Origin of the sequence: Bradyrhizobium sp. KBS0727, from assembly GCF_005937885.2 — a bacterium.
Taxonomy (GTDB): Bacteria; Pseudomonadota; Alphaproteobacteria; order Rhizobiales; family Xanthobacteraceae; genus Bradyrhizobium.
Genome location: NZ_CP042176.1, coordinates 4,519,993 through 4,542,381, shown reverse-complemented (window position 1 = coordinate 4,542,381; position 22,389 = coordinate 4,519,993). Strand labels below are relative to the sequence as shown.

Genomic DNA, 22,389 nt, shown 5'->3' with positions numbered 1-22,389 from the left:
TCCGACTGACAATGCGAACACACCGGCGTGAATCGTGTGTCACGCTGATTGGCATTGGGACTGGTAGTGGGTCTTGGACCTGAGTTCAGGTTGAACGGATTGACAAGTAGCGCATGCCGCATCGCGGACCCCCGTCCGTCAGAGCTTCGCTCCGGGAAGAGTCGTCAGCATAGGCGCGGAGTGACGTGAATGTCTCCAGCTCATAGGCGCGCTCTTGTGGATTTCGCCGAGAAAACCCTCGCGCGTTGCGGATGTTCCACACCCGCGATGACCGCGGCACAAAAAGATGCGGCCAGCTTTTGGGGGAAAGCTGGCCGCGCGCGAACCGGTCTGGGACGGGGAGGGGTGGGGATGTGACCGGGTCGCGGGTTGGTAAATCCTTGTTTGTTAGCGATCGCGCGAAGAGGCGGTTGCGAGCGCCGGGCGGTTGTCACCGAGCGAGACCCACAGATTGGGATCGCTCTGCGATTGACGCTTGACGAAGCGGTAGCCGGTCTCGGTCCACGCCACGACGTTTTCGTTCTGGTTGTCGAGAACGAACTCGCCCTTGTCTGTTTTCACGGTCAGCACCGCGTGGCCTTCACCCTTCTTGTCGCGCACTACCGTGATCAGCAGCGCTTCGCGCGGCCATCCGGCATCGATCAGCATCTTGCGCTTCAGAAGCACATAGTCCTCGCAGTCACCGTAACCGTCCGTCGGCAACGACCACTTTTCGATCACACCCCAATGATCCATATCGGTGATCGGCTTGATGGTTTCGTTGACCCACTTGTTGACCCGCAGCAAATCCCGCCATGCCGTCTGCGACATCACGATGTCGCGCGGCTGAGATGCACCGCCGCGGCACTCGCCGGGATTCTCGGCGCAGAATTCGACCCAGCCGATCGGCGAACGCGTGGTGTCGCCAAGGCTGGCATAGAGTGCGTCGGCGGCTTTCGCCGGGACGCTCATTGAAGCGCTCATTCCCAACAGGATGGCGACGACCGCCAGTCCTTTCCCCTGTCCCCTGAACAACATTGTGGCCCCCGTTTCTTGTTGGGACCACGTTTCGCACAGAGGCTTTGCATCGCGCCTAAGTCAGGCAAGTACATTTGACGCGAATACAAGTAAAAGCCGCCGAAAATTCGATCTATACTTGAATTGAATTAGATTAAAATTTTAAACAACTGCAATTGATTCAAATTTTATGCATTAACGCGCCGGGCGCTGCGGCAGTAACGGATCGCGGCGGAAAAGCTGCCGGCATTAACCGCGTCTTGTGGGCACCGGACCGCGCAAAAGCAGCCTCGATCCGGGCGGAGGGGGCCTTCGGACGGTGCAAAACTGCGGATTTGGGGCGTCTGGCGCTTTACCGCGTGGTAACCGCGTCTACGAGCATCGTGCCGGATGGGTCACGGACGCGCTTGTCCCAGGCCTTGCTTGGGATTCCGGCGCGTGCGGTCTTGCCCTTGTCGCGGCTGACCGGCGGCGGATAGGGCCGCCGGGACCGAAACCCCGGCGGTGCGTCGTTCGAACCGTCGTCTCTATTTGAGAGCCGCCTGACCGGCCAGCGACACCACGTTGTCCTGCGAGCCGGAGCCGCCGCTGACGCCGATGGCGCCGACCACCTTGCCGCCGGACATCAGCGGATTTCCGCCGCGCGACGCGATGACGTCATCGAGGGTCGTCAAATAGGCGAAGTAGGGTCCCTTGCCGATCAACGTTTCGAACACCAGTGTCGGACGGCGATAGCGGGTCGACGTGCGGGCCTTGTGCTGCGAGACCCCGATGGACGCGTATTGGCAGTTGTCCTGCTTTTCGAAGTAAACAAGATCGCCGCTCGGGTTCACGATCGCGACGCAGAACGCGTTCCAGTTTCGCTTGGTCGCTTCCGCGACGGCGGCGGCGGCCACCATCTTGGCGGTCGCGAGGTTGATCGGCTCGCCATAGGGCGGCGGCGTCAACGCGTCCGGGACCGCATCATTGGGATTGTCGGGGTTGGGCGGCACCTGGGCAAAGGCTCCCGTGCCCATCAAGAGCGCAACGCATACGATGCTTGCCAGCGTAATCAGACGACGCATTCAATCCTCCCATGGGTTTGTTTTTTTTCGCCCCGGTCCTGAGCAGTTCCGGGGCGCGGTGACGATAGCGCGTTTTCCGGTTCATTCCGACGCAAGAATTGAACGGTCGCGGTATCCGACGGGATATCTCGCGTTGCGGTGCGAGCTCCCCCTGGCCGGCGGCCCATTCAGTGCTTGGCAAAGTGCGGTGCCCGTGCATCCATGCGTAAAAACAGGGAGGCGCAAATGAAACGGTCCGTCTGGATTTTGCCGGCATGGCTGTGTCTGACCGTCGGGGCGCAGGCGCAAGGGAAGATCAATCCCACCGATCCGCAACCGACCTGCCAGATGTGCCCGGGCACCTACATCCCTGTCAGCGAACTCGAGGCCTATACGAAAAAGGCGCTCGACGAAAAGCTGCTCGACCAGCAGGTGCGGGATATCGATATCGGCAAAGCCAATATCGGCATCGGGATGGTCCATCGCGGCAGGCTCGACAAGCCCAATCCGGATTCGGTCGCCGAACATGACCAGATCAGCGAAGTCTATCATGTGCTGTCGGGGTCGGCGACGCTGGTGCTGGGCCCTGATATCGTCAACCGGCAGCGGCGGCCGGCGACCATGCGGACCGTCGTCGAGTTCAACGGACCCGGCAACAACGGCTCCGAAGTTCGTGGCGGCATCGCCTACGAGATCAAGGCCGGCGACGTCGTCGTAATTCCGGCCGGCACCGGACACTGGTTCACGAAGATCGAGGACCACATCGATTATCTGATGGTGCGGATCGACCCGGACAAAGTCACGCCGCTGAAGAGCGAGGCGCAGTCAAAGGATTATCTGTCGAAGCCGGCCAGGAAGGGGGAATAAGCGTTTTCAGGCGAAGCGGGTACCGGTTCGCGTGAAGAAAACGCGTCTAAAAGGAAACCCGGTCGGGCTTTACCTTGCAGTGACCCCGTCTTCGAGCGTGTCGCTGTTCTGCTCGTGGACGAACTCGAGCGCGAAACCTTCTTCCAGGTTTCGCACCACCCGCGACTGAACCCTGCCGAGCATGACCAGCGATTTCAGCGGCGGGCGGTTTTCGGCGGCGATCGCCGCACCGGACAGCGACAGGTCGATGATCCGGCAAGTCATCTTGCTGCCGTCCTCGAGGGTGAGCAGTGCGATCGGGTTGCGCGGCACGATACGGTCGTGACGGCGGTCTTCCGGGAGGTTGAGGATATCGCGGTTGGCGAGCCAGGTAAGCTGGGCGGCGAGCTTGTCGCGCTTGCGGGCGGTGGCGCCGACCGTCATCGCAAAACCGTTGTCGATGATGCGGGTGATGCGGCCCTCGACCCGACCGATATGGTCGAGATAGGCGATCACGCGATCGCCGACATTGCCGATGCCGGGCGCCAGCAAAGCGAGGCCCCCCGGCGACATATTGATGATCTGGCAGGGAAATTCGCGGCGATCGGGCAGCATGTAGCGGCCGAGCAGGTGGACCTTGACGCGCTGAAAGCGCCGTCGCTCCTGGGCGGCCGGTACCGTGGATTTCTTTTGCGCAAACGACATCTGGCCACCCGACAGCCGGTCCTTCGGCGTCCAAATGACCCTAAGGCCGACAGGGTTAACGAGAAGTTATCAGCGGTTGCATGAAGGGTGGGCATTCACGCGAGGTGCGGTCGCGGCGCCACAATCCTGTTGAACCAGCAGCCAGCAGCAATGACGGTGCATCGGCGAGCGGTTGCGGACGCGATGGCGATGAAGATGGTGAAGTCGACCATCGTGCCGTGGCCGGAACTGGCGGTTGCGCTGCGCACCGCGCGAAGCCGTCCAGTGCGGCGTATTGGCGCTGGCTGGGCCATTTGTCGCGCAACGCGCTGCGCAACTTGCGTTGAGGCGCTGAAATTGAGATCGGCCATTGTGCCGCGGTCGAAACTGGTGAGAAGATGAGGCGGCGTCGACAAGCGGCATAACAACAAGAAGCGGCCCAACAATAAGAACAGGGAGACAAACTCATGAAGTGGCAAGCGGTCATCGCTGCGGCAGTCATCTCGGCAACTTCCATCGCGGTCACATCGGCGGCAGTTGCCGCGGACAAGAAATATGGTCCGGGCGTGTCAGAAATCAAGCTCGGGCAGACCTCTCCCTATAGCGGACCGGCCTCGGCCTACAGCGTCATCGCCAAGACCCAGCTCGCCTACTTCAAGATGATCAACGATCAGGGCGGCATCAACGGACGCAAGATCAACCTGATCAGCATCGACGATGCCTACAGTCCGGCCAAGACCGTCGAGCAGACGCGCAAGCTGGTCGAGCAGGAAGAGGTGGCGGCGATCCTCAATCCGCTGGGCACGCCGACCGGGCTCGCGGTGCGGAAATATCTCAACGACAAGAAGGTGCCGCAACTGTTCGTCGGCGCCGGCGCCACGCTGTGGGGCGACCACGAGCATTTCCCTTACTCGATCGGCTTCCAGGCTTCGTACCAGGCCGAGACCGCGGTCTACGCGAAATATGTTCTGACCAAGAAGCCGGACGCGAAGATCGCGCTGTTCTACCAGAACGACGATGCCGGCAAGGACTACGGCAACGGCTTCAAGAAGGGGCTGGGGCCGGACAACGTCAAGAAGATGGTGGTGGCGGAAGCGACCTATGAGTCGACCGATCCGACCATCGACAGCCAGATCGTCAAGCTGAAAGCATCCGGCGCCGACGTGCTGTTCATGCACGCGATCCCGAAACAGGCGGCGCAGGCGATCCGCAAGATCGGCGAGATCGGATGGAAGCCGGACATGTTCTTCCTGGCGGCGACCTCGACATCGATCACGTCGGTGCTGAAGCCGGCCGGCTTTGACCATTCCAAGGGGATCATCTCGTCCTATTCGTTCAAGGACCCGAACGATCCGCAGTGGCAGAAGGACAAGGACGTGCAGGACTGGGCCGAGTTCATGAAGAAGTATTTTCCAGACGGCAATATCCAGGACCAGCTCATCGTCTATGGCTACGTCGTGGCCGAAGCCACCGTGCAGGTGCTCAGGCAGTGCGGCGACACCCTGACCGGCGAGAACATCATGAAGCAGGCGGCCAGTCTCGACATCGCGTTGCCGATGATGCTGCCGGGCATCAGGTTGAAGACGTCACCGACCGATTATTTCCCGGTCGAGGCGATGCGCCTGGAACGTTTCAACGGCGAGGCCTGGGAGTTGTTCGGCGACGTGATCGGCGCGGATTAGTACGTCGTCTCGTGATGTGGAGGAGAGATTCCCGATGCGACGCTACTTCTGGACCAGCTGGTTCAGATCCTGCTTGATCGAGGCCAGCAGTTGCTCCAGCCGCTCCGGTCGAAACGCCGGTTGCGCGGCGGCTTGAACGGGCCGCGCGGGCAAAGCAACGCGCTCGGCCAAAACCGGTCGCTGGGGAAGCGAGGGGCGTTCCGGAAATACAGGTCGCTCCGCGAACGCAGGTCGTTCCGGCGGCTCGGGGATGACCGCCTGGGCCGGCTCGCCGGACTGGGCTTCGCCGTCGACGAATTCACCGTGCAAAACGTCCTCGCGACGGCCCATTAGCCAGAGGACCGCCCAATAGGAAATCGCCAGAAAAATGACGCAGAAAATACCGATCTCAAACATCGCTCACTTCCAATAGGTCCAAGTATCTCTGGGAACGGCGATTTTGGTCAAGTCCGCGCAAGGCGATTGTTCATCGGTGCGTTGTTTCGGTACCATTAGGGTTATTGCTGCGCCCGGCCGGGCCGGCCCAGAGAAAATGCCAGAGGGCGGAGGAACGAGATGCCGGGAGTGAAGCGGGAGCGCCATGATACCGTTGGCGTACTGACATTGGATGAGCCGGCGACGCTGAACGCGATGACGCCGGATCTCCTGGGGGATCTTGCGATCGCCATTGGCGAGATGACTGACGATCCGACGGTGCGGGCGCTGGTGCTGACCGGCGCCGGTCGGGGCTTTTGCTCGGGCCAAAATCTCAAGGCGGCGCAGATCCTGGGCGACGACATCGTCGCGGGCGTGATGCGTTACTACTGGCCGACATTCAAAGCGCTGCGCGAATGCCGTGTGCCGATCGTGGTGGCCGTCAATGGCGTGGCGGCAGGCGGCGGGTTCAGCCTTGCGATGGCCGGCGACATGATCGTCGCGGCGCGTTCGGCGAGCTTCATTCAGGTGTTCAGCCGGATTGCGCTGGTCCCCGATCTCGGTTCGACCTGGCTGTTGCCGCGCCTCGTCGGCCGGCAGCGTGCGCTTGAACTGATGCTGAGCAACGAACCGCTGTCGGCGGAGCTTGCCCGGGAATGGGGACTGGTCCGCGAGGTCTTCGACGATACAGCGCTTCTGGAAGGCGCGCTGGCGCTGGCGCGCAGGCTTGCGAACGGCCCGACGCGTGCGCTGGTGGCGACACGTCGCCTGCTCGACGAGAGCGAACATGCCACCTACGCCGAGCAGTTCCGGCGCGAAATCGAGACGCAGGCGGAAATTCGCACCAGTGCCGATGCGGTCGAGGGGCGCAATGCGTTTCTCGAGAAGCGCGCGGCGCAGTTCAGCGGACGCTGAACGCGCTCGACTTCGTTACTTGCACGATCGCATCGCTATGAACATCATGCGCCTGCCGGGAAATTATCGAAAGGGCAGGCGCCATGCGGATCGACAATGTCGCGGACCTCATTGCCGAGACGCTCGCCCAGGCTGGCGTCAAGCGCATCTTCGGCGTCGTCGGCGACAGCCTCAACGGCCTGACCGACGCGCTGCGCAAACGCAAAGCCATCGCATGGATTCACGTCCGGCATGAGGAGGTCGCGGCCTTCGCTGCGGCGGCTGAAGCACAGATCACGGGCGAGCTTGCGGTATGTGCGGGGTCATGCGGTCCCGGCAATCTCCATCTCATCAACGGCCTGTTCGATGCGCACCGCAGTCGCACGCCGGTGCTGGCGATCGCGGCGCAGATTCCGTCCGGCGAGATCGGCGGCGGCTATTTTCAGGAGACGCATCCGCAGGATTTGTTTCGGGAGTGCAGTCATTACTGCGAACTGATTTCCGACACCGCACAGCTTCCCTACGTTCTTGAAAACGCCATTCGTGCCGCGGTCGGCCGGCGCGGTGTTGCCGTTATCGTGCTTCCCGGCGACGTCGCATTGCGGCCGGCGCCAAAACGCGGCATCTCGCCGAACGCCGGTCTGTTGCCGGTCGCGCCCATCGTTCGGCCGACGGAAACCGAATTGACGGCGTCGGCCGAACTCCTGAATGGCGCCAGGCGTGTCACGTTGTTCTGCGGGCGCGGCTGCGCCGGTGCCCATGACGTCCTGATGAAGCTTGCCGAGACGCTCAAGAGCCCGATCGTGCATTCGCTCGGCGGCAAGGAATATGTCGAGTTCGACAATCCCTACGATGTCGGCATGACCGGGTTCATCGGCTTCTCGTCCGGCTATGCCGCGATGCATGCCTGCGACGTATTGCTGATGCTGGGCACGGATTTTCCCTACAAGCAGTTCTTCCCGACGGACGCCAAGATCGCGCAGGTCGACATCCGCCCCGAAAATCTCGGTCGCCGCTGCAAACTCGACCTCGGCATCGTCGGCGATGTCGCCGCCACCATCGGTGCGCTGCTGTCGAAGCTGACGACGAAGCGCGACCGCAAGCATCTCGACGACAGCCTGACCCATTACAGGAAAGCGCGCGCCGGACTGGACGAACTCGCCCGCGGCACGCCCGGTCAGAAGCCGATTCACCCGCAATATCTGGCGCGTCTGTTGAGCGAGCAGACGTCGGAAGACGCTGTATTCACCGCCGACGTCGGCACGCCCACGATCTGGGCCGCGCGCTATCTGAAAATGAACGGGCGCCGGCGCCTCATCGGCTCCTGGGTCCACGGCTCGATGGCCAATGCGATGGCGCATGCGATCGGCGTTCAGGCCTCGCAGAAGGGGCGGCAGGTGGTCTCGATGTCGGGCGATGGCGGGTTTGCCATGCTGATGGGGGACCTGATCACGCTGACGCAGATGAAGCTGCCGGTGAAGGTGGTGATCTTCAACAACGGCGTGCTCGGGTTCGTGGCGCTGGAGATGAAGGCTGCCGGTTTCATCGAAACCGGCGTCGATCTGCAGAATCCCGATTTCGCGGCGATGGCCCGCGCCATGGGCATTCATGCGGTGCGGGTCGAGGACCCCGGCGATCTGCCGGGCGCGATCCGCGACGTGCTGGCCCATGACGGTCCCGCCGTGCTCGACGTCGTGACCGCGACGCAGGAATTGTCGATGCCGCCGACCATCACGGTGGAGCAGGTCAAGGGCTTCAGCCTGTGGGTGCTCCGCGCCGTGATGAGCGGGCGCGGCGACGAGGTTCTCGATCTGGCAAAGACCAACCTGCTGCCCCGGTGAAGCGCTAGCGCAGCCCCTCATACACCATGAAGCCGCGCGTGATCGCGAGCTACAGGCAAAACGCCTTCGCCGCCTTCAGCGCCCTTGATCGCCTTCAATTTGTACGCCGCCTGATACTGACGGCTCTTTGCTTTTGCTGCCACAGGTCATCCTCGAAATGAGCCTGTCACTGAAATTATCGTGTCTCATTCAAGGGGGCAGTCCAACATTTTGACCGCAATTCGGACTATTGCGCCCGTGCTGACGACAACGGAGGTCAACTATCCCGATACACAATTGTGCTGTATATTGGAGAGGCGACCCATGAATTATGTTTTGCATCAAAATCCAATACAGCTTCCACTTCAAACTCGCCTTCTACATACAGAAGCACGTGAGCACCTGAGGCTATTTTCTCTTTCGAGTTCTCGATGTCAGTTTTTGAACGCGCAAGATTCAACCGAACTCTATGGAGTTCATCTTTATTACTGAAATCGCTATATATTTTGGGAAGCATTGCTTGGTTCTTTATCTCGGCACCCGGAAGGGGTTGTCTTGTTGTCTAAAAATTGCGTTACGGTGACAGCCCGTAGGATGGGTTGAGCGTAGCGAAACCCATCGCTTTCGTCGATGCAAGAAAGATGGGTTTCGCGAGGAGCTCAACCCATCCTACGAGCTGCAACGAATGCAGCGGTGCGGTGTCACTCATCCTGCCCCCTAATCTGTCTGGATTGCCGCATTTACCGCCTCAAAAAGCTTCTCAGCACGGTCCAACGATTCGTTCACTGGCTGTGTCATTGCGTCAAGCGTGGGCAAGTTAAGGATCAACCAAGCCGAGGCGGTGAAGTGGTCGAACGTTGGCAAGGGTTCGGGGAGAACCTTAAACGCCGCCTCAGCTTTTTTTACGAGCCGCACCGTATTAGTGTCGGCTTCGTCTAGGATCGGACCCGTAAGTCGGTGCTTTGCAGGCAGTCCGTATGCCTCGTTCACGATCTCCGCGAACAAGCCGATTTCGAACAAATCTTCGATGTCGGATTCAGTCTTGCCAGTAAAGTCGGCGATGGTGAAAACCTTGCCAGCCCGCAATATTTCGCTCTTGCGGAGTTCTTCTATTTTCTTGGTGTCTTGTTTCGTCTGGTCCGCGAGGACAGCAATATCGAGCTTGTTACCGCCGAACAGCGAGACGAAGGCACGAACATTCCCGATGCCGCCGGTAGGACACATCGTCCACTTAGGATCGAGTCCGGTACGCTTGCGTGCCTGGAGCGCGGAGGAGAGAGCTTGCAAGTAAAGGATATCCGACGCGCCCTCGACTAGAAGCGTGTGTTTGCCGATGAAGAGCGACTGGGTGATCTCGTAACCCAAGGCTCCCTGTAGGGGAAACAGCGTATCGGGGTCGCGCGTCAGAATATCTTCGCGAACCTTGGTTCCAAGTGGCATGCGCCGTGTGCCTTTCAGCTCCACTTGGTCTTCAACCACGCGCGCGGAAGTCAGCTTGTCCGGCGCGACCATGAACGGCGAATGGGTCGAATAAGCGATTTGATGGAACGGGGCCAACTTGTCCTCAAAGTACCGAAGCAGATCACCCTGTGCCTTACCGTGCAGCGTCAAACCCGGTTCATCGAGCAGGAGCACCACAGGTGTTGCGTCATCTTTCACCTGCGCGAACTTCACTAGAAATGAGAAGAACCAGACGAATCCGGCGCTACGCTCGGAAAAGGGCGTGTCTACGCGATGCAGCGCATTGTAGATACGCGCGCGCCCAATGATGTTTTCGTTCAGTGGTGGCTTGTCCTGCGGCCGTGCCGGGTCAATTGTTACGATCACTGATAGGTCAGGATTTTGCGTCCAGAACTCGAGTATCTGGTCGGTGATGTTGTTCGAAGCAGCCTGCAGTTTAGCGGTGAATGTCTCGTATGTGCCGATGGTCAGGATCTCATCGAGGGAAACTCCGGCATACTCCAGAAATTCCATGAACAGGCGCGCGCCGCTGTTTTCCTCTTTCAGAATTTCACCGTTGCTCTTCCACGTTTTCAAGTGGTCCAGACGGACAGCGCCATCCATGCGGTCATAATTCGAGAAGTACATGAATTTCGGGAAGTACGGTTTTAGGACCGAGTACACCAGCGTGTGGAATGACGCGTGTGGTTTAAGCCAGTTCAGAAGAGCGGTCTGATTTTCGGTCAGCTCGGGAATAGTCCCAATCTTTGCGGCAAGATCGGCAATATCTTCTGCTCCCTTCAGTCCGGCAAGTTGTTCCTGATTAAAGCCGCGATCATTGAGCAGGTGTGCAACAGCCCGTTTGGTGTCGATTTCGAATTTCCATTCGGGGTCCGAATTGTATCGACGGCTAATCTCAATCACCGGCGACTTGAGCGCCTTATCGCCGAGGACTTGGCGCACGTCCCCGATCTCCTCATCTGCCAGCTTCCACTTTGTCTGGATCGCTACGGCTTCTTCGCCCTTGTGTCTTTGCGAGTATGCAGTGAGGTGACGGCGGGGATAATCCCGTTCTCTGTCGAACACGACCGGCGTGCTCGGGTGCGGATTAAGCGCGGCGAGCGCGAGTAGGATAGCACTCTTACCGGCTTCGTTTTTGCCGACCAAACAGGTGATGTTTTCGAGCGAAAAGGGTTCGGAATCTTCGGCTGACCGGAAATTCGTGACGTGAGCCTCAATTAACTTCATTCAATACACTCCCCTGCGAATCACGGTGTCCACCGTGGCACAATGCAGGGTAGTAATACGGGGATTGGGACCGTCGTCCCGACTATTCACAGGCACCGCCGCAATGATCGAGGCGTGAAGGCTAGAAAATTATAAAATTTATCAGGTGACAGGGTCCGCAGCGGATCGGGACACAAACACGGACACGGCGTCGGTATCGCATTGATTTATTTTCATTTTTTACATCCATAGTCTCCCTTGCGCAGGGAAGGCCGGATGCCTCCGCCAAACCTGTATGCTCGTGTGCACCATCTTGTTGCAACTATCGCACACGAGACCGCGGGTGCGGCGCGCACCCGGTCTTCCCTGCGCCCTCTATCTTTTAGGGGCGAAACGATCCCAATCCAGCTCGGGCGCATCGCGCCGCGAGAACGCGGAGCCATGTGGTGCTTCATTGTTTGAAACGTGATAGCCCGCGCCGCCGTCTTGGCCGCCGGCTAGCGCAGGCCCTCATACACCATGAAGCCGCGCGCGATCGCGAGCTTACGCAACGCGCGGGGCACCAGCCGCTCCGGGCGGTGCAGATAACGCCACGACGTCATCCTGAAATCGCGAAGCGCGCCCAGATTGTCTTCGAACGGCGCCAGCGAGCCGGTCAGGCTGACCGGTGCGTGCGCCCGGTGGTTGAACGGCAGCAGCAGCAATTCCAGATGCGCGGTGCGGCCGTCTTGCGTCGTCGCGGTGATGCCGGCGATTGCGGCCAGCATCTCCTCGGTGACGTAGCTGATGAGGTCCTCGATTTCGCGGCGAGCGTCGGGTGCGAACAGCGCCGGGAGGCTGACATTCTTGAGATCGCGGCCGAGCAGGGCGTTGATGCGGGTTCCGGCAACGCGGAACGGGTACCCGGCCTCGTTGTCACAGGACAGGACGAAGATGTCGCCGAGCAGTTCGCGCACCGCGCCGGGTTCGATGTCGATGCGGTCCGGTGCGCGCGCGTCGCCGCGTTTCGCGTCCCAATAGGCGAAGAAACCGCGGCTCGATGGATGTTTCATTGTAAGGCCTTGCCTCTGCGCCTGCCTTTGGCGGGACAGATATGTCCCACTTTCGTGCACGCGCTTTCCCTTGGTTGTTGTGCAGGACCTGCTTTGCAGCGTCCATGCCGCCGACGCGTTTTGGCCGACTTGGGCACGGCTTTGCGGCGTTAACGTTAAATTAACTACGAGGTTGGCGATCGCGCCGCGGCCTGCGTAGGGTGGAACACATCAGGCAGCGCCGGATTATCCAGGTAACCGGCGCGGTTGGTACACAGGTGGCGTTGAACAAGTTTGGTCGTCGCGCGGGGAGGGGTGGGGATGTAATCCCGGCTCCGGGGCGCGAAAAGACCGACAAGACAAGGGAGAGCGTTCTCAGCGCTCTCCCTTTTTCTTTTTCTGCCGGAAACGCGCCCTTTCGGTGTCCGGGAAGCGGGCAGCGCTTCTTGATGGTGCGCCGCAAACCGGGACTCCTGAACTTCATCGCGTTCCCGGTTTTGTGCACTTGCACAGGGCGGGCAAAGCCGCCTATCTGGACTGATAACGCCCCAAAACCGCGTCGTAAGGTCCCGGACCCTTGGACTCCCCGCACGAATCCCACCTGGAACTGCCGCCGGATACGCCGCGCGAGCCGGTCCTGACGCTGCCGGCTGCGCTGACGGCCTATGTCGCGCTGATCGCGCTCATTCATTTGCGGGTGCTGCTGCCGCCCGAGGCGGAAAACTGGACCATCGACGTCTTCGGCTTCATCCCGAAGCGCTACGATTCCACGCTGCTCGACATCACCTTTCCCGGCGGCGCCGGCGCCAAGGTCTGGACCTTCGTCACCTACTCGCTGCTGCACGCCAATCTCAGCCATATCGGGTTCAACGTGCTGTGGCTGCTGCCGTTCGGCAGTGCGCTGGCGCGCCGGTTCGGCGCTGTCAGGTTCTTCGTGTTCATGGCGGTGACGGCGGCAGCCGGCGCGCTGGCGCATCTGCTCACCCATGAGCACGCGATTGCGCCGATGATCGGCGCCTCGGCATCGGTATCCGGCACCATGGCGGCGGCGATCCGGTTTGCCTTCGTGCAGGGCAGTTTCCTTTCGTTCAGCCGGGGCGACGCGGCAGCTGCCGCACGGGTTCCCGCGTTGTCGCTGGCCGATGCACTGCGCAACGGGCGCGTGCTCGGATTTCTCGGCGTCTGGTTCGGCGTCAACATCATCTTTGGCGTCGGTTCGATAGCGATTGGCGCCGATGGCGCCAGCGTCGCCTGGCAGGCGCATATCGGCGGATTTCTTGCCGGGCTGATGTTGTTCTCGCTGTTTGATCCGGTGCCGCGGGCGGCGGCACATGCTGCGGATGCGTCGTCGCCGGACGGATCAGGCCGCGTCTGATCGCCGCTTGCAGCGCACGGCGATTTCATCCATCATCTTGCAAGTCGCAACACAAGCCAACGGCTGCCGCCAGGCAAGACAGCCTGCTTGTGGACCGCGCCTGAAACCTATCCGGCGCGAAACTGTTGATTGAAGACTCGCGAACATGTCGGGCCCCTCGTGGGGCGCGAAAGGATTCAGGGAGACGACAATGACGGTACGAGCAATTCTCGACGCCAAGGGCCATCAGATCCTGAGCGTGGAGCCGGAGGTCAAGCTGTCGGCGGCAATCAAGTTGCTGGGCGAACGCAAGATCGGCGCGGTGCTGGTGATGAACCAGGGGCGCCTTGAGGGCATCCTGTCGGAGCGCGACATCGTGCGCGTGCTCGGTGAGCGCGGCGCCAGGGTGCTCGATGAGCCCGTCAGCAACGTCATGACGCGCAAGGTCGTCAGTTGCCGGCAGGCGGACACGGTGAGCGGCATCATGGAAATGATGACGCTCGGCAAGTTCAGGCATCTGCCCGTCGTCGAGGACGGTAAGGTGGTCGGCCTGATTTCAATCGGCGACATCGTCAAGCGCCGTCTCCACGAATATGAGGCCGAGCAGGAAGCGCTCCGCGATTACATCAAGACGGCCTGAGGCGTTCGAACGCGTCAAAACAAGAAGCTGGCGCTATTCCTGCTCCGTCGCCTTGCCGGCGGTCGTGCCTTTCCCCGCCGCCGAGGGAGCCAGGATTTCGATGGCCTCCTGGATCGAGTCGATCGCGCGTTCGGCTGCGCGCGCGCCGTGCGCGATCAAGTCGCCGGCGCGGTGAAAATCGAACAAACCGATCTGCCCGACCCGGGGCGAAATCAACAGATCCGGCGGATCGCCGGCCAGACGCGCGCGGGTGATGCGGTCCTGCATGATGTTGAAGGCGTCGACCATGACGGTGGAGATGCCGGGCCGTCCATCACCGCCAAAGAATTCGCGTTTCATGGTGCGCTCGGCGGAGAAGAATTTGCCGAGCCCGCGTTTCGGCGGCTCGGGAACCGTCTCCGCTGTGACCGGTACCGAGGGGTCGGCCGCGGCCCCATGCGAATAGATCGTCGTGGAATGGGTAAAGACGTCGCTGGAGAGATTGGCGGCGATCACGATCTCCGCGCCGAGCGCGCGCGCCGCCGATACCGGCACCGGATTGACCAGCGCGCCGTCGACCAGCCAGCGGTCGCCGATCAGGACCGGCGAAAATATTCCGGGCAACGCGTAGGAGGCGCGCATCGCATCCACCATGCGGCCATGGGTCAGCCAGATCTCGTGGCCAGTACGAACCTCCGTCGCGACGGTGGCAAACTTCACCGGCAGATCCTCGATCAGGCTCTGGCCCAGCGTGCTTTCGATCTCGGCGGCGAGTTTGGCGCCGCCGATCAGGCCGGAGCCGTTGAGGCGGATATCGAGGTAGGCGAGGATATTTCGCCGCTGCAGACCGCGGGCCCATTCCTCCAGCCTGTCGAGATGTCCGGACGCGTAGGCGCCACCGACAACCCCGCCCATGGAGGTCCCCACCACGACATTGGGAACGATGCCATGCGCGGCCAGCGTCTTGATGATGCCGATATGGGCGAAGCCGCGGGCCGCACCGCCGCCCAGTGCCAAGCCGATCACCGGCCGACGGACCGTGCCTAGCCCTACCTTGTCGCGGCCGTCGGAGCCCTTTTGGCCGCGCCCCATCCAATTATCCAACACTAAAACTCTCCTGCGCCCTGAAGATATTCGCCGCGGCGCGGCCCTGCCAGAATCGCCTGCAGCATTCGCCATGCATGGTTTATGCCCAGCGAAAGCGGCCTAGGCAGCGATTGTGACTGGACCACGACCGCCGGGTTAACATCGGGTGTTCCCACGGGTTCCTCCACGGGCCGGGCTCGGTGGCAATGCTGGAGGCTTGAATTTGCCGCGTTTTCAGTGAAAAGCATGCCTGATGACTTCGAGGGGTAACGGGATCAGTGGATACGGGTGGGCCGGGCGGTCTTTCCCGGTGCTCGCGCTTGCGGTTACGCTTGCGCTCGGGCTGATTTCGTTGCTTCCGGTCCCGGCCTCGGCCCAGATGTTCTCGGATCGGCCGCCGCCGGTTCCGCCAAGCGCGATTCCGGACGCCCCAGGCGCCCCCGCCTTGAATCTGGCGCCGCCCTCCGGCCCGGCATCGATTCCGCCGAGCCTTCCCGGGCCACTGACCCAGCCCACCATCGTGCCGCCGTCGATCGCCACGGTGCCGCCGTCCACGCCGCCGCAAGGCGCCTCGACCGCAGGCCAGGCGGTGCTGTCGCTGACGGCGCGCTACGGCAAGGATCTGCCGGTCATCAATAACGGGCTGGTGTGGCGGGTGTTCTCGGACAAGCCCGACGATACCGGCACCTTCAAGCTGATCCGCGAGGATCGCGGCGCGACCCCGAACATCGTGCTGCCGCCGGGCAATTACGTCGTCCACGTCGCCCTCGGCCTCGTCAGCGCGGTCCGCGCCGTGAGTTTGAAATCCGAAACCGACCGCGAGTCCTTCGTGCTGCCGGCCGGCGGCCTGCGTATCGAAGGCCGCGTCGGCACTTCAAAGATTCCGCAGAACCAGATTTCGTTCGCGATCTACAAGGGCAGCCAGTTCGAGACGTCCGAGCGCGGCGCGCTGGTACCCAACGTTTCCGCCGGCGACGTCGCGCTGCTGCCGGAGGGCACCTACTACATCATCTCCAACTATGGCGACGCCAATTCGGTGGTGCGCTCCGACATCCGCGTCCAGGCCGGCAAGCTGACCGACGTGATCGTGACCCACCGCGCCGCCGTCATCACGCTCAAGCTCGTCAGCGACAAGGGCGGCGAGGCGCTCGCCAACACCGCATGGTCGGTGATTACGCCGGGCGGCGACGTGATCAAGGAATCGATCGGCGCGTTTCCGCGCGTGGTGCTGTCCGAGGGCGAATACCGCGCCATCGCCAAGAACGAAGGCAAGGTGTTCGAGCGCCCCTTCAACGTCGTCAACGGCGTCGATGGCGAGGTCGAAGTCGTCGCGCGCTAATTCGTTGCATCCGGCTGTGCCGGAAAATCATTTTCACCACTGTCATAGTCGCTAATTCGCACTAACCATCGCGCGACTTTAAACTGTCATAATCGCCATATCGGCGTACCGCCTCCGCAATTTTTACACGGCTTTAAACCCGGCTGCATTGGATGCCACGTGTTGAGCGTTGGCGTAGCGGGGCAGGTCATGGTGGTGGCGAAGAAGTCGTCAGGGGCTGAGAAATCCAACAACGATGTGTTTGGCGATGTCGCGATCCTGCAGCGCAAATGGCAGGCGGCGTTGCGTCCGGGCGATACGCTGCCACGCTATGAAGACGTTATGCTCGGCAGTCTGGGCCGGCTCGCAGATCACATCGTTCTGCTCAGGGACAACCGTGGCGTACTCGCCGTCTCCCACACCGGCCGCTACATCCAGCAATGGCTCAGCGACGAGCGCTGGGATATTCCGCTGACCGCGCTGCCGCCGGATTGTGCGACTGCGCTCGGCGAAGCGGCATCGAGTGCGCTTGCCAACGGCCGTCCCTATCTGGCGTCGGCGCATTGCGTGCGCGACGGACTGGTGCGGACCTACGACGTACTGGCGCTGCCGACGTCGTCGCGCTGGGGCGGCACGCTGATCGGCGCTTATGTCAACGAGCGCGATAGCCAGTACAATCTGCTCGACACGATTTTCTCCGCAACCGACGACGGCGTGCTGTCGCTGGCGGCGATCCGCGATGCCGGCGGGCAGCCGTGCGATTTCCAGATCGTCCATCTCAACCAGGGCGCGGCCCGGCTGCTGCGGCAGCCATCGACCGCGCTGCTCTGGCACCGGCTCGGCGCCGGTGGAAACCTCTTGTGCGCGCCGGAGGTGATCCAGCGATTGCGCGACATCATTCGCGACGGCAATGGCGGTCAGATCGAAATCGACCGCGCCGATCGTTGTCTCCGGTTGGGTGTGACGGCATTCGGCGACATGCTGTCGCTGACGGTCTCGGACGTCACGGCGCTGAAACGCAGCGAGGTTTCGTTCCGTCTCCTGTTCGATAACAATCCGATGCCGATGTGGGTATTCGACGCTGAAACCACGCAGTTCCTGAGCGTCAACGACGCCGCCGTGCAGCATTACGGCTACAGCCGCGAAACCTTTCTCGGCATGCAGCTTCGCCAGATCTGGCCGGAAGACGAGTGGGCAACCCATAGCCAGGCGTTGCAGCAGGTCGGCGACGTCTACAATTCGAGCCACGACTGGCGGCATCTCAAGGCCGATGGCAGCGAGATCCATGTGCTGACATTCGGGCGGCGGGTCGCCTTCGACGGCCGCGACGGCTATCTGGTGGCCGTGGTCGATATCACCGAGCGCCGCAAGGCCGAGGCCCGCATCGCCCACATGGCTCACCATGACGGCCTGACCAATCTGCCGAACCGGGAATACTATCAGGACCGGCTTCGCCAGGCGCTGGACCGCGGCAACCCGAGCAGCCGACGCGTCGCGGTGATGTGCGTCGATCTCGACCTGTTCAAGAACGTCAACGATTCCTTCGGTCATCCCATGGGCGACCGCCTGCTGAAGGCGGTGGCCGAGCGGCTGAGATCCGAGGTGCGCGGCGACAACCTCGTCGCCCGCCTTGGCGGCGACGAATTCGCCATCGTGCTGACCTCGGACGTCTCGCCGAACGAAGTCAGCGATTTTGCCGACCGGCTGATCGTCGCGTTGAGCGCGCGTTATGACCTCGATGGTCTCGAGGTCGTCGTCGGCGCCAGCATCGGCATCGCGCTGTCGCCTGGCGACGGCGCCACCAGCGAGGAACTGATGCGCAACGCCGACATGGCGCTCTATCGGGCCAAATCGGACGGCGGCGGCGTCCACCGTTTCTTCGAACGCGAGATGGACCGGCAGGCGCAGAAGCGCCGCGACATGGAACGCGACCTGCGCCGGGCCTTCGCCAATGGCGAGTTCGAACTGCATTACCAGCCGCTGGTGGATATCGCCGCCAACCGGATCAGCGGGTTTGAATCGCTGCTGCGCTGGCGCAATCCCGAAAAGGGCATGGTGTCGCCGGCCGAATTCATTCCGGTCGCCGAGGACATCGGATTGATCGTTCAACTCGGCGAATGGGTGCTGCGCGAGGCCTGTACGGAAGCGATGAACTGGCCGAAGGACGTCAAGGTCGCGGTCAACCTGTCGCCGGTGCAGTTCCGCAGCCGCAACCTGGTTCAGGTGGTGATCTCGGCGCTGGGGCGTTCCGGATTATCGCCGCGGCGGCTCGAGCTCGAAATCACCGAATCGGTGTTCCTCGCCGAGACCGAAGCCAATCTCGCGATCCTGCATCAGCTCCGAGAACTCGGCGTCAGCATCTCGATGGACGATTTCGGCACCGGCTATTCCAGCCTGAGCTACCTGCGCAGTTTTCCGTTCGACAAGATCAAGATCGACCGCTCGTTCGTCAAGGATCTGGCTGAGCGCGAGGATTGCGTCGCGATCGTGCGCGCGATCTCCGGCCTCGGCCGCAGCCTGAACATCACCACCACAGCCGAAGGGGTCGAAACCACCGACCAGCTCGACTGGCTGCGTGCCGAAGGCTGCAACGAGGTGCAGGGCTTTCTGTTCAGCGCGGCAAGGCCGGCCGCCGAAATCGCGGCCCTGTTGGCAGGCTTCAAATCGCGCGCCTCGAAGGCGGCGTGAGGATCAGAACCGCGTCACGATATCCGACAGCGCCGGGCGAGGGCGGTCTTCGGCGGCCTTCGACGGGGTGCCGATATGGATGAAGCCGGCGAGCTTTTCGTCCGGCTTCAGTCCGAGGCCATCCAGCACGTCGCGGTCGAACGCGAACCAGCCGGTGAGCCAGCTGGCGCCGTAGCCGAGCGCGGCTGCCGCGGTGACGATGTTCATCGCGCTGGCGCCGGCCGACAGTTCCTGCTCCCATGCCGGCACCTTGGGGTGCGGCCTGGTGAAGCTCACCACCGCGATCACCAGCGGCGCGTCCATCAACCGGCGTTTCTCGATCTCGATCTCGGCCGCGGGGGCGGCGGGATTCTTCTTGGCAAATACCCGGGCAATGACGTCGCCGGCACGGGCACGGGCGTCGCCCTCGAACACGATGAAGCGCCAGGGCGTCAGCTTGCCGTGATCCGGCACCCGCGCGCCGATGGTCAGGATGGTGTCGAGTTCGCTCGCAGAGGGGCCGGGGCCGCTCATTTCGCGGGGCTTTACCGAGCGGCGGAGTTTCAGGAGTTCAAGGGCGTCGGGCACGAAGGTCTCTTTCGTTTAATTTTGGACGGCTAACATGGAAATAGGGGTGTGCCGATGCTTATGGAAGCCAATTCAGACCGATTATTATAGGGTGGATTGGACACAGGACGCTTGAGGTACCAGCCGTGCATGCCGAACCGATCAAATCAGATCGCGACTACCGCCGCGCGCTCAAGGAGGTCGAGATATTGATGAGTGCTTCGCGCGGCTCCCGTGACGGCAAAAGGCTCAATGTGCTCGTGACACTGGTGGAAGCGTGGGAGCGCAAGCATTATCCGCTTCGCAAATCGTCTAAACCAGCCTAGCTGCGTTCATGTCGGGCGGCGTCAGGTCCTGTCCGACTTCAGCGGCATCTTCGCCGCCCGCTCCAGCAGGTCCTTGCCGAGGTCTTCCAGGATAGTCCTGGTCGCCAGGAACAGGCTGTGGCCCTGATCGGTCTCGATCGCCAGCGCCACGACTGCCGGCTGGTTTGGATCCGGGATGAGCTGGTACGCCCGGATCGGATAGGCCGGCAGTTCCTGTTCTTCCTTGGTCGTGCCTTCGGCCATCAGGACTCCAGCCTTGCCCGCTTCACGTCGGGCGGGGTTGCTTCCTCGACCAGCGCGGCAATCGCGTCGGCGGTCGGCAAGACCGTTTGCCCTTCGCTGCCGAGGCGACGGATCGATACCGAATGCGCCTCGGCTTCCTTCTTGCCGACGACGAGCAACGCCGGGATCTTCGCCAGCGAATGCTCGCGGACCTTGTAGTTGATCTTCTCGTTGCGCAAGTCGAGTTCGACGCGCAGGCCCGCGCGGCGTGCGGCGGCGGCGACCACCTTGGCGTATTCGTCGCCTTCGGAGGTGATGGTGGTAACGACGGCCTGCACTGGCGCCAGCCAGAGCGGGAAGTTGCCGGCGAAATGTTCGATCAGGATGCCGATGAAGCGTTCCATCGAGCCGCAGATCGCGCGATGCACCATCACCGGCGCCTTCTTGGAGCCGTCGGCGTCGATATAGAACGCGCCGAAGCGCTCCGGCAGGTTGAAGTCGACCTGCGTGGTGCCGCATTGCCAGTCACGGCCGATGGCGTCGCGCAGCACGTATTCGAACTTCGGGCCGTAGAACGCGCCTTCGCCGGGATTGATCTCGGTCTTGATGCGGTTGTGGCCCTGCGTCTTGATCTCCTGCAGCACCGTCGCCATCACGCGCTCGGCGTGGTCCCACATCTCGTCGGTGCCGACGCGCTTCTCGGGCCGGGTCGACAGCTTGACCGTGAGTTCGCCCTCGAAACCGAAATCGGCATAGGTCGACATGATCAGGTCGTTGATCTTGAGGCATTCCTCGGCGAGCTGCGCTTCGGTGCAGAACACATGCGCGTCGTCCTGCGTGAAGCCGCGCACGCGCATCAGGCCATGCATGGCGCCCGACGGCTCATAGCGGTGCACGACGCCGAATTCGGCCAGCCGCAACGGCAGGTCGCGATAGCTCTTCAGCCCGTGCTTGAAGATCTGCACGTGGCCGGGACAGTTCATCGGCTTCAGCGCGAACCAGCGCTTGTCCTCGGCCTCGTCGCCGGCCGATTGCGCCGCGAACATGTTCTCGCGGTACCAGTCCCAGTGGCCCGAGGTCTCCCACAGCACCTTGTCGAGGATCTGCGGCGCGTTGACCTCGCTGTAATCGCCGGTCAGGCGCCGCCGCATATAGGCGATCAGCGCCTGGAAGATGGTCCAGCCCTTGGCGTGCCAGAACACCACGCCGGGGCCTTCTTCCTGGAAGTGAAACAGATCGAGCTCGCGGCCTAGCCGGCGGTGGTCGCGCTTCTCGGCTTCCTCGATCTGCTTCAGATAGGCGTCGAGTTCTTCCTGCTTGGCGAACGCCGTGCCGTAGATGCGCGTCAGCATCGGGTTGTTGCTGTCGCCGCGCCAATAGGCGCCCGCGACCTTCATCAGCTTGAAAGCGTTGCCGACCTTGCCGGTCGAACTCATATGCGGGCCGCGGCACAGGTCGAACCAGTCGCCCTGGAAATAGATCTTGATCGGCTCGTCGCCGGGAATGGCGTCGACCAGCTCGACCTTGAAGGCCTCGCCCTTGTCGCGGAATACCTGTTTTGTCTTCTCGCGCGACCAGACCTCTTTCGTGAACGGCTTGTCGCGCGCGATGATCTCGCGCATCTTTTTTTCGATCGCGGCGAAGTCTTCCGGCGTGAACGGCTCGTTGCGGAAGAAGTCGTAGTAGAAGCCGTTCTCGATCACCGGGCCGATCGTGACCTGGGTGCCCGGCCACAGCGCCTGCACGGCTTCGGCCAGCACATGCGCCGCATCATGCCGGATCAGTTCCAGCGCGCGCGGATCGTCGCGGTTGATCAGCTCGATCTTGGCATCGTGCGAAACCGGATCGTTGAGGTCGGCGACCACGCCATCCAGCGCCATCGCCACCGTACGCTTGGCGAGCGACGGCGAGATGCCCTTGGCGATCTCCAGTCCGGTAATGTCCTTGGGATATTCGCGGGTGGCGCCATCGGGAAAGGTGACGGCGATTTTCATCTGGGGTTCGGCCGGCTTCAAATTCGCAAGGCCATACTGGAATCCCGGGGCAGGCGTATTCTGGTCAGGCATTTTGGTCTCCTTGAGCTCACTCCTGCGAACGAGCGCAGGTAAGCGGGAACGAGCCGGTATAGCAGGGGATTCGGCTCCTGCAATCGG

21 protein-coding genes are annotated in these 22,389 nt (G+C 62.0%); 9 read left to right on the top strand and 12 right to left on the bottom strand.

The features are described 5' to 3' along the window. Positions 1 to 387: 387 nt before the first annotated feature. On the bottom strand, positions 388 to 1,017 hold the full coding sequence (locus FFI89_RS21305) for a transglutaminase-like cysteine peptidase (protein WP_138829603.1): 630 nt from the start codon (positions 1,015 to 1,017) through the stop codon (positions 388 to 390). A 506-nt stretch (positions 1,018 to 1,523) separates the two neighbouring features. Beyond that, positions 1,524 to 2,060 (bottom strand): heme-binding protein, encoded by a 537-nt coding sequence (locus tag FFI89_RS21300; RefSeq protein WP_210249017.1) that lies wholly within the window; start codon positions 2,058 to 2,060, stop codon positions 1,524 to 1,526. 225 nt (positions 2,061 to 2,285) lie between these two features. Between FFI89_RS21300 and FFI89_RS21295 the strand changes: the two genes are divergently transcribed. After that, a complete protein-coding gene (locus FFI89_RS21295) occupies positions 2,286 to 2,906 on the top strand; it encodes a hypothetical protein (RefSeq protein WP_138829602.1) in 621 nt (206 codons plus the stop codon). Positions 2,907 to 2,975: 69 nt separating this feature from the next. On the opposite strand, the gene FFI89_RS21290 is transcribed toward FFI89_RS21295, so the two are convergent. Together FFI89_RS21290 and FFI89_RS34505 are read right to left on the bottom strand one after the other, a co-directional pair. After that, positions 2,976 to 3,590 (bottom strand): PilZ domain-containing protein, encoded by a 615-nt coding sequence (locus FFI89_RS21290; RefSeq protein WP_138829601.1) that lies wholly within the window; start codon positions 3,588 to 3,590, stop codon positions 2,976 to 2,978. A gap of 95 nt (positions 3,591 to 3,685) precedes the next feature. Further along, positions 3,686 to 4,048 carry a hypothetical protein gene (locus FFI89_RS34505; RefSeq protein WP_168212982.1) on the bottom strand — a complete coding sequence of 121 codons (363 nt, stop codon included), beginning with the start codon at positions 4,046 to 4,048 and terminating at the stop codon, positions 3,686 to 3,688. Here FFI89_RS34505 and FFI89_RS21280 point away from each other — a divergent pair. Further along, the gene (locus tag FFI89_RS21280; RefSeq protein ID WP_138829599.1) at positions 4,037 to 5,251 is read left to right on the top strand and encodes an ABC transporter substrate-binding protein; all 1,215 of its coding nucleotides are present in this window, start codon (positions 4,037 to 4,039) and stop codon (positions 5,249 to 5,251) included. The genes FFI89_RS34505 and FFI89_RS21280 overlap by 12 nt on opposite strands. A 42-nt stretch (positions 5,252 to 5,293) precedes the next feature. On the opposite strand, the gene FFI89_RS21275 is transcribed toward FFI89_RS21280, so the two are convergent. After that, positions 5,294 to 5,647: a hypothetical protein gene (locus tag FFI89_RS21275; RefSeq protein WP_138829598.1), complete on the bottom strand. Its 354-nt coding sequence runs from the start codon at positions 5,645 to 5,647 to the stop codon at positions 5,294 to 5,296. 159 nt (positions 5,648 to 5,806) lie between these two features. On the opposite strand from FFI89_RS21275, the gene FFI89_RS21270 reads away from it, so the two are divergent. Next, on the top strand, positions 5,807 to 6,580 hold the full coding sequence (locus tag FFI89_RS21270; protein WP_138829597.1) for an enoyl-CoA hydratase-related protein: 774 nt from the start codon (positions 5,807 to 5,809) through the stop codon (positions 6,578 to 6,580). A gap of 83 nt (positions 6,581 to 6,663) precedes the next feature. Continuing rightward, the gene (gene poxB / locus FFI89_RS21265; protein ID WP_138829596.1) at positions 6,664 to 8,400 is read left to right on the top strand and encodes a ubiquinone-dependent pyruvate dehydrogenase; all 1,737 of its coding nucleotides are present in this window, start codon (positions 6,664 to 6,666) and stop codon (positions 8,398 to 8,400) included. 17 nt (positions 8,401 to 8,417) lie between these two features. On the opposite strand, the gene FFI89_RS35230 is transcribed toward poxB, so the two are convergent. The 3 genes from FFI89_RS35230 to FFI89_RS21250 all read right to left on the bottom strand — a co-directional run bounded on the left by FFI89_RS35230 (position 8,418) and on the right by FFI89_RS21250 (position 12,098). Continuing rightward, a complete protein-coding gene (locus FFI89_RS35230) occupies positions 8,418 to 8,543 on the bottom strand; it encodes a hypothetical protein (RefSeq protein ID WP_256379143.1) in 126 nt (41 codons plus the stop codon). A 553-nt stretch (positions 8,544 to 9,096) separates the two neighbouring features. Continuing rightward, positions 9,097 to 11,067 (bottom strand): AAA family ATPase, encoded by a 1,971-nt coding sequence (locus FFI89_RS21255; RefSeq protein WP_138829595.1) that lies wholly within the window; start codon positions 11,065 to 11,067, stop codon positions 9,097 to 9,099. 476 nt (positions 11,068 to 11,543) lie between these two features. Then, positions 11,544 to 12,098, bottom strand: coding sequence for a PAS domain-containing protein (locus FFI89_RS21250; RefSeq protein WP_138829594.1), 555 nt, complete (start codon positions 12,096 to 12,098; stop codon positions 11,544 to 11,546). Positions 12,099 to 12,654: 556 nt separating this feature from the next. Here FFI89_RS21250 and FFI89_RS21245 point away from each other — a divergent pair. Both FFI89_RS21245 and FFI89_RS21240 read left to right on the top strand, forming a co-directional pair. Further along, a complete protein-coding gene (locus FFI89_RS21245) occupies positions 12,655 to 13,452 on the top strand; it encodes a rhomboid family intramembrane serine protease (RefSeq protein WP_138829593.1) in 798 nt (265 codons plus the stop codon). 190 nt (positions 13,453 to 13,642) lie between these two features. Further along, positions 13,643 to 14,071, top strand: coding sequence for a CBS domain-containing protein (locus tag FFI89_RS21240; RefSeq protein ID WP_138829592.1), 429 nt, complete (start codon positions 13,643 to 13,645; stop codon positions 14,069 to 14,071). Between the two features lie 33 nt (positions 14,072 to 14,104). Here FFI89_RS21240 and FFI89_RS21235 read toward each other — a convergent pair whose 3' ends face one another. After that, a complete protein-coding gene (locus FFI89_RS21235; RefSeq protein ID WP_168212981.1) occupies positions 14,105 to 15,157 on the bottom strand; it encodes a patatin-like phospholipase family protein in 1,053 nt (350 codons plus the stop codon). Positions 15,158 to 15,389: 232 nt separating this feature from the next. Between FFI89_RS21235 and FFI89_RS21230 the strand changes: the two genes are divergently transcribed. Further along, positions 15,390 to 16,475 (top strand): hypothetical protein, encoded by a 1,086-nt coding sequence (locus tag FFI89_RS21230; protein WP_138829590.1) that lies wholly within the window; start codon positions 15,390 to 15,392, stop codon positions 16,473 to 16,475. 189 nt (positions 16,476 to 16,664) lie between these two features. Further along, positions 16,665 to 19,142 carry a bifunctional diguanylate cyclase/phosphodiesterase gene (locus FFI89_RS21225; protein WP_138835533.1) on the top strand — a complete coding sequence of 826 codons (2,478 nt, stop codon included), beginning with the start codon at positions 16,665 to 16,667 and terminating at the stop codon, positions 19,140 to 19,142. 3 nt (positions 19,143 to 19,145) lie between these two features. Here FFI89_RS21225 and FFI89_RS21220 read toward each other — a convergent pair whose 3' ends face one another. Then, positions 19,146 to 19,709, bottom strand: a complete 564-nt coding sequence (locus FFI89_RS21220) for a nitroreductase (protein ID WP_138829589.1) — start codon at positions 19,707 to 19,709, stop codon at positions 19,146 to 19,148. Positions 19,710 to 19,834: 125 nt separating this feature from the next. On the opposite strand from FFI89_RS21220, the gene FFI89_RS21215 reads away from it, so the two are divergent. Continuing rightward, the gene (locus FFI89_RS21215) at positions 19,835 to 20,014 is read left to right on the top strand and encodes a hypothetical protein (RefSeq protein WP_246669214.1); all 180 of its coding nucleotides are present in this window, start codon (positions 19,835 to 19,837) and stop codon (positions 20,012 to 20,014) included. Between the two features lie 21 nt (positions 20,015 to 20,035). Here FFI89_RS21215 and FFI89_RS21210 read toward each other — a convergent pair whose 3' ends face one another. Together FFI89_RS21210 and thrS are read right to left on the bottom strand one after the other, a co-directional pair. After that, positions 20,036 to 20,257, bottom strand: coding sequence for a hypothetical protein (locus FFI89_RS21210; RefSeq protein ID WP_138829588.1), 222 nt, complete (start codon positions 20,255 to 20,257; stop codon positions 20,036 to 20,038). Next, positions 20,257 to 22,302, bottom strand: coding sequence for a threonine--tRNA ligase (thrS, locus tag FFI89_RS21205; RefSeq protein ID WP_138829587.1), 2,046 nt, complete (start codon positions 22,300 to 22,302; stop codon positions 20,257 to 20,259). Before thrS ends, FFI89_RS21210 begins: the two co-directional genes overlap by 1 nt. Between the last annotated feature and the right edge of the window lie 87 nt (positions 22,303 to 22,389).

Coding starts and splice junctions, on each gene's coding strand:
- FFI89_RS21305 (WP_138829603.1), bottom strand. CDS start 1,017: ATGTTGTTCAGGGGACAGGGGAAAGGACTGGCGGTCGTCGCCATCCTG.
- FFI89_RS21300 (WP_210249017.1), bottom strand. CDS start 2,060: ATGCGTCGTCTGATTACGCTGGCAAGCATCGTATGCGTTGCGCTCTTG.
- FFI89_RS21295 (WP_138829602.1), top strand. CDS start 2,286: ATGAAACGGTCCGTCTGGATTTTGCCGGCATGGCTGTGTCTGACCGTC.
- FFI89_RS21290 (WP_138829601.1), bottom strand. CDS start 3,590: ATGTCGTTTGCGCAAAAGAAATCCACGGTACCGGCCGCCCAGGAGCGA.
- FFI89_RS21280 (WP_138829599.1), top strand. CDS start 4,037: ATGAAGTGGCAAGCGGTCATCGCTGCGGCAGTCATCTCGGCAACTTCC.
- FFI89_RS21275 (WP_138829598.1), bottom strand. CDS start 5,647: ATGTTTGAGATCGGTATTTTCTGCGTCATTTTTCTGGCGATTTCCTAT.
- FFI89_RS21270 (WP_138829597.1), top strand. CDS start 5,807: ATGCCGGGAGTGAAGCGGGAGCGCCATGATACCGTTGGCGTACTGACA.
- poxB (WP_138829596.1), top strand. CDS start 6,664: ATGCGGATCGACAATGTCGCGGACCTCATTGCCGAGACGCTCGCCCAG.
- FFI89_RS21255 (WP_138829595.1), bottom strand. CDS start 11,067: ATGAAGTTAATTGAGGCTCACGTCACGAATTTCCGGTCAGCCGAAGAT.
- FFI89_RS21250 (WP_138829594.1), bottom strand. CDS start 12,098: ATGAAACATCCATCGAGCCGCGGTTTCTTCGCCTATTGGGACGCGAAA.
- FFI89_RS21240 (WP_138829592.1), top strand. CDS start 13,643: ATGACGGTACGAGCAATTCTCGACGCCAAGGGCCATCAGATCCTGAGC.
- FFI89_RS21230 (WP_138829590.1), top strand. CDS start 15,390: ATGACTTCGAGGGGTAACGGGATCAGTGGATACGGGTGGGCCGGGCGG.
- FFI89_RS21225 (WP_138835533.1), top strand. CDS start 16,665: ATGGTGGTGGCGAAGAAGTCGTCAGGGGCTGAGAAATCCAACAACGAT.
- FFI89_RS21210 (WP_138829588.1), bottom strand. CDS start 20,257: ATGGCCGAAGGCACGACCAAGGAAGAACAGGAACTGCCGGCCTATCCG.
- thrS (WP_138829587.1), bottom strand. CDS start 22,302: ATGCCTGACCAGAATACGCCTGCCCCGGGATTCCAGTATGGCCTTGCG.